This is a genomic window from Mesorhizobium sp. CNPSo 4671, from assembly GCF_057784245.1.
The window spans coordinates 16575-30319 of record NZ_JBWLUW010000009.1 but is presented as its reverse complement, the minus strand read 5'-3'; the positions used below and the strand labels follow the sequence as shown (position 1 = coordinate 30319).

At 61.1% G+C, this 13745-nt stretch carries 15 protein-coding genes and 1 tRNA gene; 10 read left to right on the top strand and 6 right to left on the bottom strand.

The genetic code is table 11. From position 1 onward, the window contains the following. Nucleotides 1-150 precede the first annotated feature (150 nt). Nucleotides 151-1155 (top strand): alpha/beta fold hydrolase, encoded by a 1005-nt coding sequence (locus tag AC04SF_RS23835; protein WP_488479776.1) that lies wholly within the window; start codon nucleotides 151-153, stop codon nucleotides 1153-1155. Between the two features lie 54 nt (nucleotides 1156-1209). Next, nucleotides 1210-1488 carry a hypothetical protein gene (locus AC04SF_RS23830; protein WP_488479775.1) on the top strand — a complete coding sequence of 93 codons (279 nt, stop codon included), beginning with the start codon at nucleotides 1210-1212 and terminating at the stop codon, nucleotides 1486-1488. A gap of 79 nt (nucleotides 1489-1567) precedes the next feature. Here AC04SF_RS23830 and AC04SF_RS23825 read toward each other — a convergent pair whose 3' ends face one another. Together AC04SF_RS23825 and AC04SF_RS23820 are read right to left on the bottom strand one after the other, a co-directional pair. After that, nucleotides 1568-1807, bottom strand: a complete 240-nt coding sequence (locus AC04SF_RS23825; RefSeq protein WP_096445429.1) for a DUF2188 domain-containing protein — start codon at nucleotides 1805-1807, stop codon at nucleotides 1568-1570. 29 nt (nucleotides 1808-1836) lie between these two features. Then, on the bottom strand, nucleotides 1837-2115 hold the full coding sequence (locus AC04SF_RS23820) for a DUF982 domain-containing protein (RefSeq protein WP_488479774.1): 279 nt from the start codon (nucleotides 2113-2115) through the stop codon (nucleotides 1837-1839). 165 nt (nucleotides 2116-2280) lie between these two features. Between AC04SF_RS23820 and AC04SF_RS23815 the strand changes: the two genes are divergently transcribed. After that, nucleotides 2281-3041, top strand: a protein-coding gene (locus AC04SF_RS23815; protein WP_488479773.1) for an IS5 family transposase whose coding sequence is annotated in 2 segments (ribosomal slippage) — nucleotides 2281-2608 and nucleotides 2608-3041 — 762 coding nt in all. Because the reading frame shifts where the segments join, the coding sequence is not laid out codon by codon here. Between the two features lie 88 nt (nucleotides 3042-3129). On the opposite strand, the gene AC04SF_RS23810 is transcribed toward AC04SF_RS23815, so the two are convergent. Both AC04SF_RS23810 and AC04SF_RS23805 read right to left on the bottom strand, forming a co-directional pair. Continuing rightward, nucleotides 3130-3447, bottom strand: a complete 318-nt coding sequence (locus AC04SF_RS23810) for an SH3 domain-containing protein (RefSeq protein ID WP_096445433.1) — start codon at nucleotides 3445-3447, stop codon at nucleotides 3130-3132. Nucleotides 3448-3579: 132 nt separating this feature from the next. Then, entirely contained in the window at nucleotides 3580-4683 is a 1104-nt protein-coding gene (locus tag AC04SF_RS23805; RefSeq protein ID WP_488479772.1) for an NADH:flavin oxidoreductase/NADH oxidase, read from the bottom strand. Between the two features lie 160 nt (nucleotides 4684-4843). On the opposite strand from AC04SF_RS23805, the gene AC04SF_RS23800 reads away from it, so the two are divergent. Next, nucleotides 4844-5422: an NUDIX domain-containing protein gene (locus AC04SF_RS23800; RefSeq protein WP_488479771.1), complete on the top strand. Its 579-nt coding sequence runs from the start codon at nucleotides 4844-4846 to the stop codon at nucleotides 5420-5422. Nucleotides 5423-5449: 27 nt separating this feature from the next. On the opposite strand, the gene AC04SF_RS23795 is transcribed toward AC04SF_RS23800, so the two are convergent. After that, complete coding sequence (locus AC04SF_RS23795; protein ID WP_488479770.1) at nucleotides 5450-6949, bottom strand: HAL/PAL/TAL family ammonia-lyase; 1500 nt, start codon at nucleotides 6947-6949, stop codon at nucleotides 5450-5452. A gap of 467 nt (nucleotides 6950-7416) precedes the next feature. Between AC04SF_RS23795 and AC04SF_RS23790 the strand changes: the two genes are divergently transcribed. The 4 genes from AC04SF_RS23790 (at nucleotide 7417) to AC04SF_RS23775 (ending at nucleotide 9986) form a co-directional block, all read left to right on the top strand. Next, nucleotides 7417-7728 carry a hypothetical protein gene (locus AC04SF_RS23790; RefSeq protein ID WP_488479769.1) on the top strand — a complete coding sequence of 104 codons (312 nt, stop codon included), beginning with the start codon at nucleotides 7417-7419 and terminating at the stop codon, nucleotides 7726-7728. A 756-nt stretch (nucleotides 7729-8484) separates the two neighbouring features. Next, nucleotides 8485-8569, top strand: a tRNA-Leu gene (locus AC04SF_RS23785). A 47-nt stretch (nucleotides 8570-8616) separates the two neighbouring features. Then, nucleotides 8617-9060 carry a hypothetical protein gene (locus AC04SF_RS23780; protein WP_488479768.1) on the top strand — a complete coding sequence of 148 codons (444 nt, stop codon included), beginning with the start codon at nucleotides 8617-8619 and terminating at the stop codon, nucleotides 9058-9060. Between the two features lie 77 nt (nucleotides 9061-9137). Continuing rightward, a complete protein-coding gene (locus AC04SF_RS23775) occupies nucleotides 9138-9986 on the top strand; it encodes a leucine-rich repeat domain-containing protein (RefSeq protein ID WP_488479767.1) in 849 nt (282 codons plus the stop codon). A gap of 579 nt (nucleotides 9987-10565) precedes the next feature. On the opposite strand, the gene AC04SF_RS23770 is transcribed toward AC04SF_RS23775, so the two are convergent. Beyond that, a complete protein-coding gene (locus AC04SF_RS23770) occupies nucleotides 10566-11234 on the bottom strand; it encodes an outer membrane protein (protein WP_488479766.1) in 669 nt (222 codons plus the stop codon). A 191-nt stretch (nucleotides 11235-11425) separates the two neighbouring features. Here AC04SF_RS23770 and AC04SF_RS23765 point away from each other — a divergent pair, with 191 nt between their 5' ends. Next, entirely contained in the window at nucleotides 11426-11812 is a 387-nt protein-coding gene (locus AC04SF_RS23765) for a SecDF P1 head subdomain-containing protein (RefSeq protein WP_488479765.1), read from the top strand. Between the two features lie 81 nt (nucleotides 11813-11893). Continuing rightward, nucleotides 11894-13711: an adenine deaminase gene (gene ade, locus AC04SF_RS23760; protein ID WP_488479764.1), complete on the top strand. Its 1818-nt coding sequence runs from the start codon at nucleotides 11894-11896 to the stop codon at nucleotides 13709-13711. The last annotated feature ends 34 nt before the right edge of the window (nucleotides 13712-13745 follow it).

Sequence of the window (13745 nt, the reverse complement as noted above, 5' to 3'; positions counted from 1 at the left end):
GCAGGACGGGGTCGCCTCAGATAGCGCGGCGCGTGGCTGTCGGCAATGCCGCGCGGGCGGCGAACGCTCCGTGCCTGGATACGCCCGTTTGCGAGGTTGCAGCGCAACCGGATGCGGGTAAGCTCGAACAGGTTCTGGTCCGGGTGAACAATGCTGATATCGATCCTGTCGTGGCTGCTGGCCCTGTTGTTGCTGCTGGCGGTCCTGGGGATCGCCTCTCTGGTGCTGGCGACATTGTGGATCGCGGCCAAGGCGCAAAGACTGGTGCCGCCGGTCGGAAAATTCGTCGAGATCGACGGCAACCGCATCCACTATGTCGACGTGGGCGAGGGCAGGCCGATCGTCTTCCTGCACGGGCTTGGTGCGCAACTCCATCACTTCCGGCACACTTTGTTCGGGCATTTCGGCCCGGGCTACCGGCTGATCGCGCTCGATCGTCCGGGATCGGGCTATTCGGTGCGGGCGAACGGTGCTACCGGCCGGTTGCCCGAACAGGCGGAATTGGTGCGCCGCTTCATCGAAAGACTGGGGCTGGAAAGGCCGCTGGTGGTGGGCCACTCGCTGGGTGGCGCCATCACGCTGACCCTCGCCGTGGAGCATCCCGAGGCGATTTCGGGCGTCGCCTTGCTGGCGCCGTTGACGCATCTGGAAACCAGGACACGCCTGCGGTTTGACCTGCTCTACATTCCCTCACGCCTGCAGCGCTGGATCATGGCCTACACCGTGGCGATACCCCTGAGCCTGCGCTATGCGCGGCCGACAATGGAATTCATCTTCGCGCCGCAGGCTTTTCCGACGGACTACATGGTTGACGGCGGCGGCTGGCTTGGGCTGCGGCCTGCCCATTTCCAGGCGACATCGGCCGATGTCGTGGCCGTGGAACAAGATCTCGGCCGCATCGAGCTGCGCTATGGCGAGATTGCCATGCCGGTCGGCATCCTGTTTGGAACCGCCGACCGCGTCATCGACATCCGCACCCATGGCGAGCCGATGCAAGACAAGATCGCGGGACTCGATTTCGAGCCCGTCGACGGCGTCGGCCATATGCCGCAGTTCGTCGAGCCCAGGCGGGTGATCGATTTCATCGAGCGGATTGCCGCCCGCGCGTTTGCATCACCACTGCCTCACGACAATTTCAATGAACCAACCGGCTGACTGCCGGGTTTACCCCGTGTCGCACCCAAGGCGACCAAGACACGGAGTAATGCAATGTACAGGAAACTTCTCGCAGCATCGGTTCTGACGATCGGTCTCGCCACATCGGCGATGGCGCAATCGTCGGACGATACATATTCCAATCATCAGGATTGGCTTCATCACAACTGGCTCTGGGGCAACGAGGATTCCTCAGGCGTTGACCAGAACACGACCGGAAGCATCAATGCTCTTGGCAATCCTGGCGGCCCGGCCGGCCCTTGTGCCTACAATGCGGCCGGTCCTGACGCGAACCATCAGGGAAATGTGAACGACCAGTATTGCGGTAAATAGTCGGCCGCGAGGGCTCGCAACTGGCCACGAGACGTCCCTCTCTCCAGACGTCCGTGGCCTGCGGCCTTTGGCAATAAAATCAGTCAGAGACCTCGGTCTGCGGCCTGTCGCGGCCATCGGCCAATTCCTCGTGCCATTTGCCGTCGGCATCCTCATACTGGATGCCGTCCGTGGCGCCTGCCACCTGCTGTTCGGCCGAAGCGATCTCGGCGGCGCGCAACGCATCCTGATGGGTGGGAAATGTCTCCGAGAAGGTCGTGCCGACCTTGTAGGCCCAGCCGCCGTCATGTTCGACGATCTTGTAAGTCAGCTTCGCCATAAAAACCTCCGGTTGAAAGGTCCGCCTGCTCAATGCAGCCGGTCGTCGGAAAGCTTGTCGTCTGGCACCAGCACTTCCGATTCCCTGGCGGCCTCGATCAATGCCCGTCGCGCTTCCGCTGTCGAACGATAACCTTCCAGCACTTTGAGGCAAGTGTCGAGGGCATCACGATGGCGCGGGCCGCGATTGAGCGGCCACACCGTCATCAGACACTCCGCCGCTTCCTGGGCGCTGCGGATATGGCGATATTTGCCGACATGGCCGAGTTCGACCACCACCGGCGTTTCAAAGGGTTTGTTGTCCATCATGGCCGCAACGCAAAACAGCCAATTTGGTTGCAAAAGTGGCGCGGAACCTGCGCCCAAAAGTCGCGTCGCGTTTGCGACGCGCTCTAGGCTGTAGTGACAATTTAAGGGCTTGGGATTCCCATCGAGAGGCAAATCAGATTCAAAGCTGACTTTTGGAGGTCAGTCTTGGACGGTGAGATTCTACGCGACGATCAGTGGGAGCAGATCGAGCCGTTTGTGCCGGGCGGACGCAAGGGCAAGCGCGGCCCTCGTAGCAATGGCCGTCGCTTCTTCGATGCGCTTTTATGGATCGCTCGCTCTGGCGCGCGCTGGCGCGACTTGCCGGAGCGGTTTGGCCCGCATCAGAGGGCAAAGCGGCGTTACTACCGCTGGATCGAAGCGGGCGTGTTCGACCGCATGTTCGAAGCCATCAGCAGTGATCCTGATCTGGAATGGCTGATGATCGACGCGACCGTTATCCGCGCTCAGGCCCAAGCTGCAGGGGCCCGGCGTAAAAGGGGGGATCTGAAGCCCAGGCTCTCGGTCGCTCGCGAGGCGGGTTCGGCACCAAGCTCCATGCCGTCGTAGATGCACTCGGCCTGCCGGTCCGCTTCGAGATCGGTCCTGGCCAGCAAAACGACATGGCACCTGCCTGCGGTCTGGTCGAAGGGATTGGTGTCGGCCAAGTGATCGCCGACCGCGCTTATGATGCCGATCGACTGCATGATGTGATCCTTGACCAAGGCGGGGAACCAGTCATTCCGCCGCGACGCCATCGCAAATACCAACACAGCTATGACAAGATCGCCTACAAAAACCGCTGGGGCGTCGAGGCTTTCTTCGCAAAGCTCAAGCAGCGGCGGCGCATCGCAACGCGCTACGACAAAATCGCCGCCAACTTCCTCGGCTTCGTCAAGCTCGCTGCCATCATGCTCTGGCTTAAATGATTAAATTGTCACTACAGCCTAGGTCTTTGTTTGATGCATGTCGTCGTCCCAAAACCGGACCCGCTTTTGGGTGACATGCATCGGTGTCTCAGTAGTCGCAATCGTTGCGCAGCCAGCGTGCGTTCGCCCAGCCGGTCGTGCCGCCGATTTCGACCTGGTACCAGTTGCCGCGCCGGTCGAAGATTTCGACGTGATCGCCGTTGAACAACTGGCCGATCATCCGCGATGACGAATTCGGCCGTGTCCGCACGGCGAGAAAGCCGCTGCCGGTGGCCAGATTGTAGCGGCCGGACAGGCCGTGCACCGTCCCCTCGCAATATTGCGCGACGCTCGGCGTCGACGTACCGAGCCAAAACCCGGCCACGGCCACAATAGCTGCAGCCGGCAAGAATGCCCTGAACGACATGATTTCCTCCCAAGCCCGGCCGCGCCCGCCGCAGCCTCACCCAAGGTAACAGTTTGCGGCCGGAATTGAAGCGGGCGTCTGCAAACCGGCTAGGCTGCATCGGGAGGCCCCGATATCAAGAGAATGGCCCGATCAGCCGGCCGCCTTCATCCAGTGCTCCATCGTCGTCACCGAGCGGGCGAGCTGTGGCGCCGGATGGATCTTCTCCTTGAATGTCGCGGCTGCGCGCCAGCCCCAGCGCGGATCGGCAAGGAAGGCACGCGCCAGCGCCACCATGTCGGCGCGGCCTTCCGCGATAACAGCCTCGGCCTGCTTGGGATCGTCGATCAGGCCGACCGCGCGGGTCGGGATGCCGGCGCCCTTGCGCACGGCTTCCGCCAGATGCACCTGATAGCCGGGGCCGGTGGGCAGTTTCTGCAAAGGCGAATTGCCGCCGCTGGAGCAGCAGAGATAGGCGACGCCTTCGGCCTTCAATGCTTTCGCCACCTCGATCGCGTCCTCGACGTCGAAGCCGCCGTCGACCCAGTCCTTCACCGACAGCCGCGTGCCGAGCATCAGCTTCGGCACCGCTTTCTTCACCGCTTTGGCGATTTCGACGACAAGACGCATCCGGTTTTCCAGCGAGCCGCCCCAGCGGTCCGTACGCTGGTTGGACAGCGGCGACAGGAACTGGAAGATCAAATAACCGTGTGCTGCATGCAGTTCGATGAAATCGAAGCCGGCGCGTTCGGCCCGCCTTGCGGCTTCGGCGAACCGTTCGATAACCTGCCGGATTTCTTCCTCATTAAGCGCGCGCGGCACGTTCCAGCCAGTGTCGTAGGCGATGGCCGAGGCCGAGACGGTCTGCCAGGGGTCTTCGTTTGGCTGCAACGGCCCGCCGCCCCCCCAAGGCTTGCGGTTCGAGGCCTTGCGGCCGGCGTGCGCCAGCTGGGTGCCGAATTTCGTGCCGGGCGCGGCGACGCGTCGTGCCGCGTCCAGTGTGCGGCGCGCGGCGGCTTCGTTGTCGTCGGAGTAAAGCCCGAGGCAGCCATGGGTGATGCGCCCGCGCCGCTCGACATCGGTCATCTCCACCGTGACCATGCCGGCGCCGGACATGGCCAGGTTCATCCAGTGGTAAAGATGCCAGTCGCTGGCGCAGCCGTCCTCGGCGGAATACTGGCACATCGGCGCCACGGCGATGCGGTTGGGGAAGGTGAGGCCGTCAAGGGTGATCGGCTGGAAAAGCGATGCGGTCATGAAGAGGGCTCCGGGAGAGGGAACGCGTTATTTAGGTGACGGATATGTTGCATACCACACACGAGAGAGGGAAACGCTTGCTGGACCAATCGCTGCCCCAATTGCGCTGGCGCCGGTTCGCGGTTACGCCTGCGCCCGGCGACAAATACCGAGGTATCCAATGGAAGATCGCATTCGCATCCGCTCGGAAGAGGTTCTTTCTGACGACTGGGCCGTGCTGAAAAAGACCGTGCTCGACTATCGCCGGCGTGACGGGCAGTGGGAGACGCAGATCCGCCAGACCTATGATCGCGGCGATGGCGCGGTGATCCTGCCCTACGACCCCCAGCGTTCGACGGTGCTCCTGGTGCGCCAGTTCCGCTACCCCGCCTATGTGACCGGCCACCCCGAGCCGCTGATCGAGGCCTGTGCCGGGCTGCTCGACGAAAACGATCCCGAGACCGCCATCCGCAAGGAAGCCGAGGAAGAACTCGGCTACCGGTTGAAGGATATTGAGCGGCTGTTTTCGCCTTACATGAGCCCGGGCAGCGTCACCGAGCGGCTGTGGTTCTTCGTTGCCCGCTATTCGCCCGCCGACCGCATCTCGGCCGGCGGCGGCGCGCCGGAAGAGGGCGAGGACATCGAGGTCCTGGAAATGCCGCTCGACGAAGCGCTGGCCGGCATCGTCGACGGCCGCATCGTCGATGCCAAGACCATCATCCTGATCCAGCATCTGAAATTGCACCCGATGAAGGCCTAATCTCTCGAGGCTCGCCGGGCATTTGCCTTACGGCTGCGGACAGGCCGGCACGTCCATTTCGCGGATGAAGTTGCGCAAGGCCTCCATGTCTCGGGACAGAGGCCGATCATCGGAATAGTGGGAGATGTTTTCCCGCACCATTCGGTAGACGATGTTTGTACCAGGCGCACGTGCACCTCGCGCGGCCAGAAAATCATGGGCCTGCGCGGCTGCCATGAGTTCGATCGCCAGAATGTATTCGGCGTTGTCGATAACCGCCAGCAGCTTGTTGGCGGCGACGGTTGGATGAGCCAGAAAATCCTCTTGCAGGCCGGATGTGACGCCGCCGTCGGTCGCCGCCGGCGCGGCCAAACGCCGATTGACGTTGCTGAGCGATGTGGCCGTGTATTGGGCGATCATGAAGCCGGAATTGGCGCCGTCCTCATCGGCAAGGAAGGCCGGCAAATTGTTGACAAGTGGATTGACGAGACGATCGATCCGACGCTCGCTCATTCCAGCCACCTGCGCCAAAGCGATGGTCAGGCCGTCGGCGGCCTGCCCGAGGGCGGGCGCTACCGCATGCGCCTCTGAAACAACCTGAGGATCGTTCAAGGACCCGAATACCGCCGGATTGTCGGTGACGGCAGCCAATTCGCGGTCGACCAGCTCGGCGGACCGGTCCAGCACCTCCCGGGCGGCGCCATGAACATGCGGCACAGCTCGAAGACTGAGTGCGTCCTGCGTGCGGCTGCCGTGGGCGAGCGCAATAAGTTCGCTGCCATGAAGCCAGCCACGCAGCGATTTGCCCACCTCCTGAATGCCGGGTGAGGGCCTCATCGCCAGGATTTGTTCGCCAAAGGCCGGCATTTGCGCGCCTGCGGCTTCAAGAGTCAAAGCCGCCGCGGCGTCAGCCCATCCCAACAAACGCTCCGCGCGCAGCACGGCGATGCTTGTCAGTCCGGTTGCGCAGGCGGTGCCATTGACGAGGCTCAAGCCTTCCTTGGCGCCAAGCTCCAAGGGCTCCAGACCCATTTCAGCCAGGGCCTCGAGCCCGCTCATCGAGCGGCCTGCCACGGTTGCGCTGCCTTCGCCGATCAAGACCAGTGCTACATGCGCGTTGTGCGTCAAATATCCGGCCGATCCCCGCGACGGCACGTCGGGAACGCAGTCGCGCTCGATGAAGGTGAGCAGATTGCGCACGATCTGAGGGCTCACACCCGAATGGCCATGCGCGAAATTAGCCACTTGAGCGGCAATGATGGCGCGCACGCCGCGTCGCGGCACGAGGTCACCGACGCCGCAGGCATGACTGCGAATGATGTTGCGCGACAGTTTCTTTTGCAGGGCAGGCGCCACGACCTTGCTTGCCAAGGCGCCGACCCCGGTGTTGACGCCATAGGCGCGGATACCTTTTTCGACGATGGCCGCTACGATCTGGTTCGCAAAAGCGATCCTCTCCCACGCTGCCTGGCTAAGCGCCAGGGATTCGCCTTCGCTCACCCGTGCGATATCGCGCCAGCTGGCGTTTCCATCTATCGTGATTGTCATTGCCCGTTCCGAAATAGCTTTGCGAATGCGCAGGCACTCGCCCGAAAGGCGGCATCAGAATCGCTGTTTCGGCCCTGTGCCGCCCAATCGTGATGCATAACGGCAATGGATTGCCGGCTGATGCGACTGGAGCGACGTCGTCGGCAATAAAGAGACATGCCGCCTGCGATCCGACGCTGGAAATCGGGCGCGCCGTTTGGAGTCACTTTCGAGGGTGATCTCGAAGACCTATAGGACTGGCAGCCCACGGGAATATGCGGCTATCCGGTGCGGGCGGCTTAACGGAGGGCCTTGGAGCAAGGGTCGCTACATGGAGGCGAAAGACGCTTCCGGGACGGTATATTAGCAATAAACAATATATTAATAGCTATAATGCAGCCTTGGCACAGGGATGGAAATACCTCCCATCGACGTTCCGACACGCGCCCTGGAGCGCCGGAACGCTTGGCCAATGCGGAGCAAAACGCATGAGTGTCGGAGCCGCTCTCGAACAATTGCTCCGGCTGATTCATCGCCGAGCCATCAAATTGGCGATGTTGCCGGAGGATGAAAGGGATTCTCACTACGATCACATCCGCCTGTCATGTTGCGCGGCCGCCGAGCACATTGGGCAAGATCCCGACAGGGCAGCCATCACGGCGAACGATATGGTTGAGTTTGTTCGGGCGCTGGTCGGAATCATTGAAGTGGGCTCCGGGTCAGACCATGAGCCAAGCGCCGATCAGCGGCCGCCGGTGCTACATTCGAGCAGCCAACAGAGTGGCGCTACGCGCATCTAGCAGACAGGGGAGAACGCCACCGTTGGCAGCGGGAACGAGGCCGCTATCGCTGATGTTGTACGATGTAGCTGCTGGTGATGGCGTCGGCGCCGAGGCCGCGCGTCACAAAAACCCTTGTATAGCCGACTGGTAAGCCGTCTGTGACGCTCGTATCAACGAGACGACACCGCCCAACGGTTTCGCCGCTCGGAGCGCTTGCCAACCTGTCCCTCAGCGAAGCCATGCATAGATCGAGCGACGCATACATGGTCGGCCCCATATCGACGGGTTTGCAGACAGAACCCTCAATCGGACCGCACTGGAGCAAAACCATCACTGCCGCAGTTGCCGGATCCATTTTCAAAAATCCCTCGTTTTGACGAACCTCAACGTGGAAATGCATCCTTTGTTGCGCTTTTGCTAAAAAACGAAGGTGGATAGCCGTCCTCGATGCGGTTGCCTTGCGGCTATCCTGCCAAACGTCTTCATGGGATTGCCGCCCAATACCAGTCAGCCAAACTCTGCTTTTATTTCAATCTGGTGCGGACGACGGGAATCGAACCCGTACGATCAGAGATCGAGGGATTTTAAGTCGCTTTTTTCTGCGGTGCTTCCCGCTCAACAGTCTGGAAAACCGGGACTTCGAGCTGATGGTGAAGTCCGGTTTTCTCCCACATGCGTGGGAAATCCCCACGATATTTCCCACACAATCAAGTGTGCGAGCCTGCTCCCTTGCTCTTTGCAAAATCCCACGCCACGCGTACATGTGCGGGCACTGCGGGCGTGGTGAAATTGGTATACACACCGGACTTAAAATCCGGAGGCCTCGGCCATGCGGGTTCAAGTCCCGCCGCCCGCACCATGCTTCCCATAGGACCGAACGCATCACGGCACGGAGGCAATTTAAGCATGGCTAGGCGACCAACGAAAAAAATAGCGAAAAAGATGTCGGCCGGACCGCACAGCTTGGCGCTGCGATTGGATGTCATGGGCGTAACCGCATACATGACGAAAGCTGCAATTGAGGAACTCATCAAAGAGCTAGTCAGGATTAGCGCGTCTGATCCGGAGGAATTCCACGATGTGCATGTCGCGATGCACTTCGGCGGCCGGACGCCCTCAGGCGAATACATCGCGCCGAGTTTCGGCCATCACCATGGGCTTGGAACAATCTTGACCAAACTGCGCAACGAGCAGCTGAAGGACGGCATGACGAAGGCGGAAATCGAACGCGACATTACGCCAGATGAGGCTTATCGGGCTTTCGATATTACCATCATGCATGTGTCCCCCGAGGTGGTTCAGCGCGTGGCCATCGAAAATGAAGCGGCCGAGAGCAGCAGTACTGACTAAGGTCGTGAACTCATAAATTAGCGTCCGATCCCGACCCTTTGCGGACGTTGGCAGCACCTTCACTGAGGCGTATCCTGATGAAGTTCATCTTAGACAAGCTTGAGACAGGAACTGACGAGTTCCTGACAGACGATCACACGGCTCAGCTTGCTGCCAATCCTCACTACGATGAGGTCTACATTCGATGGAACAAGCCGTTTGCGAAAGCTGATGCCGCTAAATTGAAAGTGATCCGGTCTGTATACAAAGTCCGGATATGGTGCGACATCACGCGCGCGGCGGTCAATTCTATCGTGCAACTTCCTAACCTTAGGGAACTTCACTTACTGGGTATTTCTCGGGCCGGTCGCTTGGACGGTTTTAGAACGGCCGAAGCTCTTGAGGAGCTTAGCTGTCTGTGGGGCGTAAGCAGCAGTGACCTGTTCCAAATTGCACAGCTTCCAACTGTCAGAAAGCTCACCGCGCATAGGGCGCGCATTACGGAAGAATCCCTTGCAGCGCTCCTCGGCAATCCGTCAGTGACCGAACTGGACTTTGAGGAGTCAAGGTTCTCCGACGATTTTGCGCGGATGGTCTCGCATTCGAAGGCAATCACAGCTTTGGAGCTTGGCGCCACAGACATCACGGCAGTTGGCCTGCAGGCGATCTGCACGATGTCGCAGCTCCGTTGGCTCGACATATGGTCAACGAATATCGTTGAGGACGATCTTAAGATTCTGTCACAGCTCCCGAACCTCGAATACTTGTCCATTGGCGGTCACGAAGGTCAAACAACCTTTACCGCTGCGGGAACTTTGGCAGCGCTATACGAGATCCCGTCTTTGAAAACAGTATGGTTGGACGGATTGCATGTTACCAAGCAGGACTTTGGAAAACTCAACGAACGGTTCGAAAAAGTCTGGGTGTCATCGGTTCTTGACAGCTAGCCCGACGTCCCACAGGTGCTAGGTCCGCTCCGGGCGCCTTTGCCAACGCTAAGCGCGTTGCCACAAGATTTCCCACATTTTCTTCGTGGGCATCAGTGTCGGGAGTGGGAAGATCGCTTCAATGAGGAAACATAGCGTCGCGATTTCAATAAGTTGGCACGACAAAATCAGAGGTTGAAAACCGCCGCAACTCAGGATCGTGCGGAGGCAGAGTGGGGTGCCAAGGTAAACCGTTGAAAACATTGCTGTAGACGCAAGGGATATTTTAAGTCCCTTGCGTCTACCAATTCCGCCACGTCCGCAGGCCAGCCCTTTTCAGATGCCAGACACAGGCCGTCAAGTCGTGTTCTTAGGCCGCCTGAACGCGCACCCCAGAGGAGGGGGCATGGCGATACTGGCGTGATCGCGGAATTTAGCGCACGGCGCACAATGCGTAGGGTGTTTGCACGGCGGACTTGATCCGCCGAGGCTGGCGTCTACCAGGCCCAACCCATTCCCCCGCCCACTGGGGGCGCCGGCCGCCCCTCTCATCGAAATTGCTGATCACGTCAGTCGCTCGCCGATCGCTGTCGGCGGCGCTCAGAACTTGTAGCTGAGATTGATGCCGACGGTGTTCAGCTTGGTATCCTGGTCGCGGCCGACGAAGTCGCTGGATCCGTCATAGTGCTCGGAGCCGAAATCATAATAGCGATACTGGGCGCCGACGACGAATTTGTCGGTCAGCGCATAGTCGACGCCGGCGCCCACCGTCCAGCCGACATTCGTGCGTGTCTCGGAGAATGCGGCGCCCGAGGCTTGCGACGTCTCGATGCCGGCGAAGGCGACGCCGCCTATGCCGTAGACCAGCACCCGGTCCATCGCGTATCCGGCCTTGGCGTTGACCGAACCGAACCATTTGATGTCGGTGCCAACGACATTTCCAAGCCCGCCGAGTTCTGCCGTGCCGTCGATCGAGGAATAGTTGAGGTCGGCCTCGGCGCCGATCACCGCCTGGTCGAACTGCCATAGGCCGGCGACGTGCCCGCCGACGAAACCGCCGTCGATGTCGGGCGAGACGGAAAACGGCTCCCCCTCCGTTCCTGAGATGTCGGAATGGCCCCAGCCATAGCCTGCCTGCAGGCCGGCATAGTATCCGGTCCAGTCGAAGCCGGGCGCGGTCATCGGAACATCGACCGTCGGGTCGGCTGCAAGAGCCGGCATGGACAGTGCGGCAAGAAGACCGGCACTTGCGACGACAAGGCGATACATTCGAACTCCCCAGACGGAAGAGTCAGAAAAATCCTTAGCATTGAGGGTAGACCGATTTGCGACGAAACGGAAACCTGTTTCTGGCTGCGGCCGTGCGCCGCTCGCCGAACAGCGGCCTGCAAGCAGACGACAGCTGACATTGCCGGGCGCATGCAAGCGTGCAAGATGAGCGTCTTGCAGGGAAAATCGTGATGAACAGCCTGGCTCGTCTCATCGCTGCAGTAGCCGTCATGCTGCTCGCCTGCGGCCTCGCCATGGCCGAGCCATTGACGCTCGCCATCGCCAAGGCCGCGGTTGTTTCCGATCAAACGTCCGGGCAGATGGTGCTCAGCCTCAAGATGACAGCGGACAGCGCAAAGGCGTTCGCCGACTTCACCAAGGCGAATGTCGGCAAGGTGGTCGATCTCAGCGTCGACGGTGCCGTGGTGGCGTCGCCGCGCCTGGTCGAACCCATCCTCGGCGGCGAGGTGATGCTCAACGGCACCTTCGCCGCGGGCGAACTCCAGCGCCTCGCGGACCGGATTTCGACCGGAGGTGCGAAAGTCACGGTCGAGGTAAAGACCGAACAGCCTTTGTGAGTGTTGGGTAGGCCTATCGGTTGTTTGGCGCTGGTCAAAACCAGGCAGGCTTGGCACAGTCGCGCAAACAGGAGTCCCTTCATGGCAAAGAAGCCGGCGGCGCATGCGACGAAACCAAAACCCTGGACCGAGATGGCCACGCATCTGGTAGACGTCGCCATGGGCCGCAAGCCCGCCGATCTCGTCATCCGCAACGGCCGCTGGGTGAACGTTCACTCAGGCGAGATCATCGCCGGCACCGACATCGCCATTGCCGGCGGCCGCTTCGCCTATTGCGGGCCGAATGCCAGCCACGCCATCGGCCAGGGCACCAAGGTGGTCGATGCCGGCGGGCGCTATCTGGTGCCTGGCCTCTGCGACGCGCATATGCATGTCGAGAGCGGCATGGTGACGGTGACCGAGTTCTGCCGCGCCGTCATCCCGCACGGCACCACCTCGATGTTCATCGATCCGCACGAGATCGCCAATGTGCTGGGCCTGCCGGGCGTGCGGCTGATGCATGACGAGGCGGTGGCGATGCCGATCAACGTGCATGTGCAGATGCCGTCCTGCGTGCCTTCGGCGCCCGGGCTGGAACACGCCGGCGCCGAACTGACGGTCGCCGATGTCGCCGAAGCGATGACATGGGAAAACATCATCGGGCTCGGCGAAGTGATGAATTTTCCCGGTGTCGTCGCCAACGATCCTGTCATGTCGGGCGAGATCGCCGCGACGGTCAAGGCTGGCAAGACCGTCGGCGGCCACTATGCCTCGCGCGATCTTGGCCTGCCGTTCCACGGCTATGTCGCCGGCGGACCCGAGGACGATCACGAGGGTACGCGCGCCGAGGATGCGATCGCCCGCGTACGCCAGGGCATGAAGGCGATGCTGCGGCTGGGCTCGGCCTGGTATGACGTCGCTTCGCAGATCAAGGCGGTGACCGAAGGCGGCATCGATCCGCGCAACTTCATCCTTTGTACCGACGACAGCCATTCCGGCACGCTGGTGCACGAAGGCCATATGGACCGGGTGGTGCGCCACGCCATCCAACAGGGGCTGAAGCCGGTGACGGCGATCCAGATGGCGACGATCAACACCGCTCAGCATTTCAGGCTGGAACGCGAGATCGGGTCGATCGCGCCGGGGCGGTTGGGCGACCTGCTGATTGTCTCCGATCTCGCCGCAATGGCCGTCGATGAGGTCTATGCGCGCGGTGTCAGGCTGGCCAAGGGCGGCAAGCTCGATATCGACATTCCGGCCTATGATTATCCAAAGACGGCGAAAAACACCGTCAAGCTCGGCAAGAAGCTCAGGGCCGGCGATTTCGACATCACGGCCCCCAAGGGCGCCAACGAAGTGCGGGTGCGCGTCATCGGCGTCATCGAGAACCAGGCGCCGACACGGGCGCTGGAGGCCGACCTTCCGGTCGAGGACGGGCTGGTCGCCATGGATCGCCGCAACGACGTCTGCCAGATCGCCCTGGTCGAGCGGCACCGGGGAACGGGCGGCGTCACCAATGCCTTCGTCTCCGGTTTCGGCTATATGGGCGATTGCGCCATGGCCTCGAGCGTGGCGCATGACGCCCACCACATCATCTGCGTCGGCACCAACAAGCAGGACATGGCGCTGGCGGTCAACCGGCTGGGCGAAGTCGGCGGCGGCGTCGTGCTGTTCTCCAAGGGCAAGGAACTGGCGTTGGTCGAAATGCCGATCGCCGGCCTGATGTCGGACGAGCGCGCCGAGATCGTTGCCGCCAAGGCCGAGAAACTGACCGAGGCGATGCGCAAGATGGGGTGTTCCCTCAACAACGCCTACATGCAGCACTCGCTTTTGGCGCTCGTGGTCATTCCGGAACTGAGGATTTCCGACGTCGGGCTGATCGACGTGACTACGTTCCAGAAGGTCGATCTGTTCGTATAATTTTTTCGGAGCGCGTGTCCCGCTGGAGCTATGT

Coding starts and splice junctions, on each gene's coding strand:
- AC04SF_RS23835 (WP_488479776.1), top strand. CDS start 151: ATGCTGATATCGATCCTGTCGTGGCTGCTGGCCCTGTTGTTGCTGCTG.
- AC04SF_RS23830 (WP_488479775.1), top strand. CDS start 1,210: ATGTACAGGAAACTTCTCGCAGCATCGGTTCTGACGATCGGTCTCGCC.
- AC04SF_RS23825 (WP_096445429.1), bottom strand. CDS start 1,807: ATGGCGAAGCTGACTTACAAGATCGTCGAACATGACGGCGGCTGGGCC.
- AC04SF_RS23820 (WP_488479774.1), bottom strand. CDS start 2,115: ATGATGGACAACAAACCCTTTGAAACGCCGGTGGTGGTCGAACTCGGC.
- AC04SF_RS23810 (WP_096445433.1), bottom strand. CDS start 3,447: ATGTCGTTCAGGGCATTCTTGCCGGCTGCAGCTATTGTGGCCGTGGCC.
- AC04SF_RS23805 (WP_488479772.1), bottom strand. CDS start 4,683: ATGACCGCATCGCTTTTCCAGCCGATCACCCTTGACGGCCTCACCTTC.
- AC04SF_RS23800 (WP_488479771.1), top strand. CDS start 4,844: ATGGAAGATCGCATTCGCATCCGCTCGGAAGAGGTTCTTTCTGACGAC.
- AC04SF_RS23795 (WP_488479770.1), bottom strand. CDS start 6,949: ATGACAATCACGATAGATGGAAACGCCAGCTGGCGCGATATCGCACGG.
- AC04SF_RS23790 (WP_488479769.1), top strand. CDS start 7,417: ATGAGTGTCGGAGCCGCTCTCGAACAATTGCTCCGGCTGATTCATCGC.
- AC04SF_RS23780 (WP_488479768.1), top strand. CDS start 8,617: ATGGCTAGGCGACCAACGAAAAAAATAGCGAAAAAGATGTCGGCCGGA.
- AC04SF_RS23775 (WP_488479767.1), top strand. CDS start 9,138: ATGAAGTTCATCTTAGACAAGCTTGAGACAGGAACTGACGAGTTCCTG.
- AC04SF_RS23770 (WP_488479766.1), bottom strand. CDS start 11,234: ATGTATCGCCTTGTCGTCGCAAGTGCCGGTCTTCTTGCCGCACTGTCC.
- AC04SF_RS23765 (WP_488479765.1), top strand. CDS start 11,426: ATGAACAGCCTGGCTCGTCTCATCGCTGCAGTAGCCGTCATGCTGCTC.
- ade (WP_488479764.1), top strand. CDS start 11,894: ATGGCAAAGAAGCCGGCGGCGCATGCGACGAAACCAAAACCCTGGACC.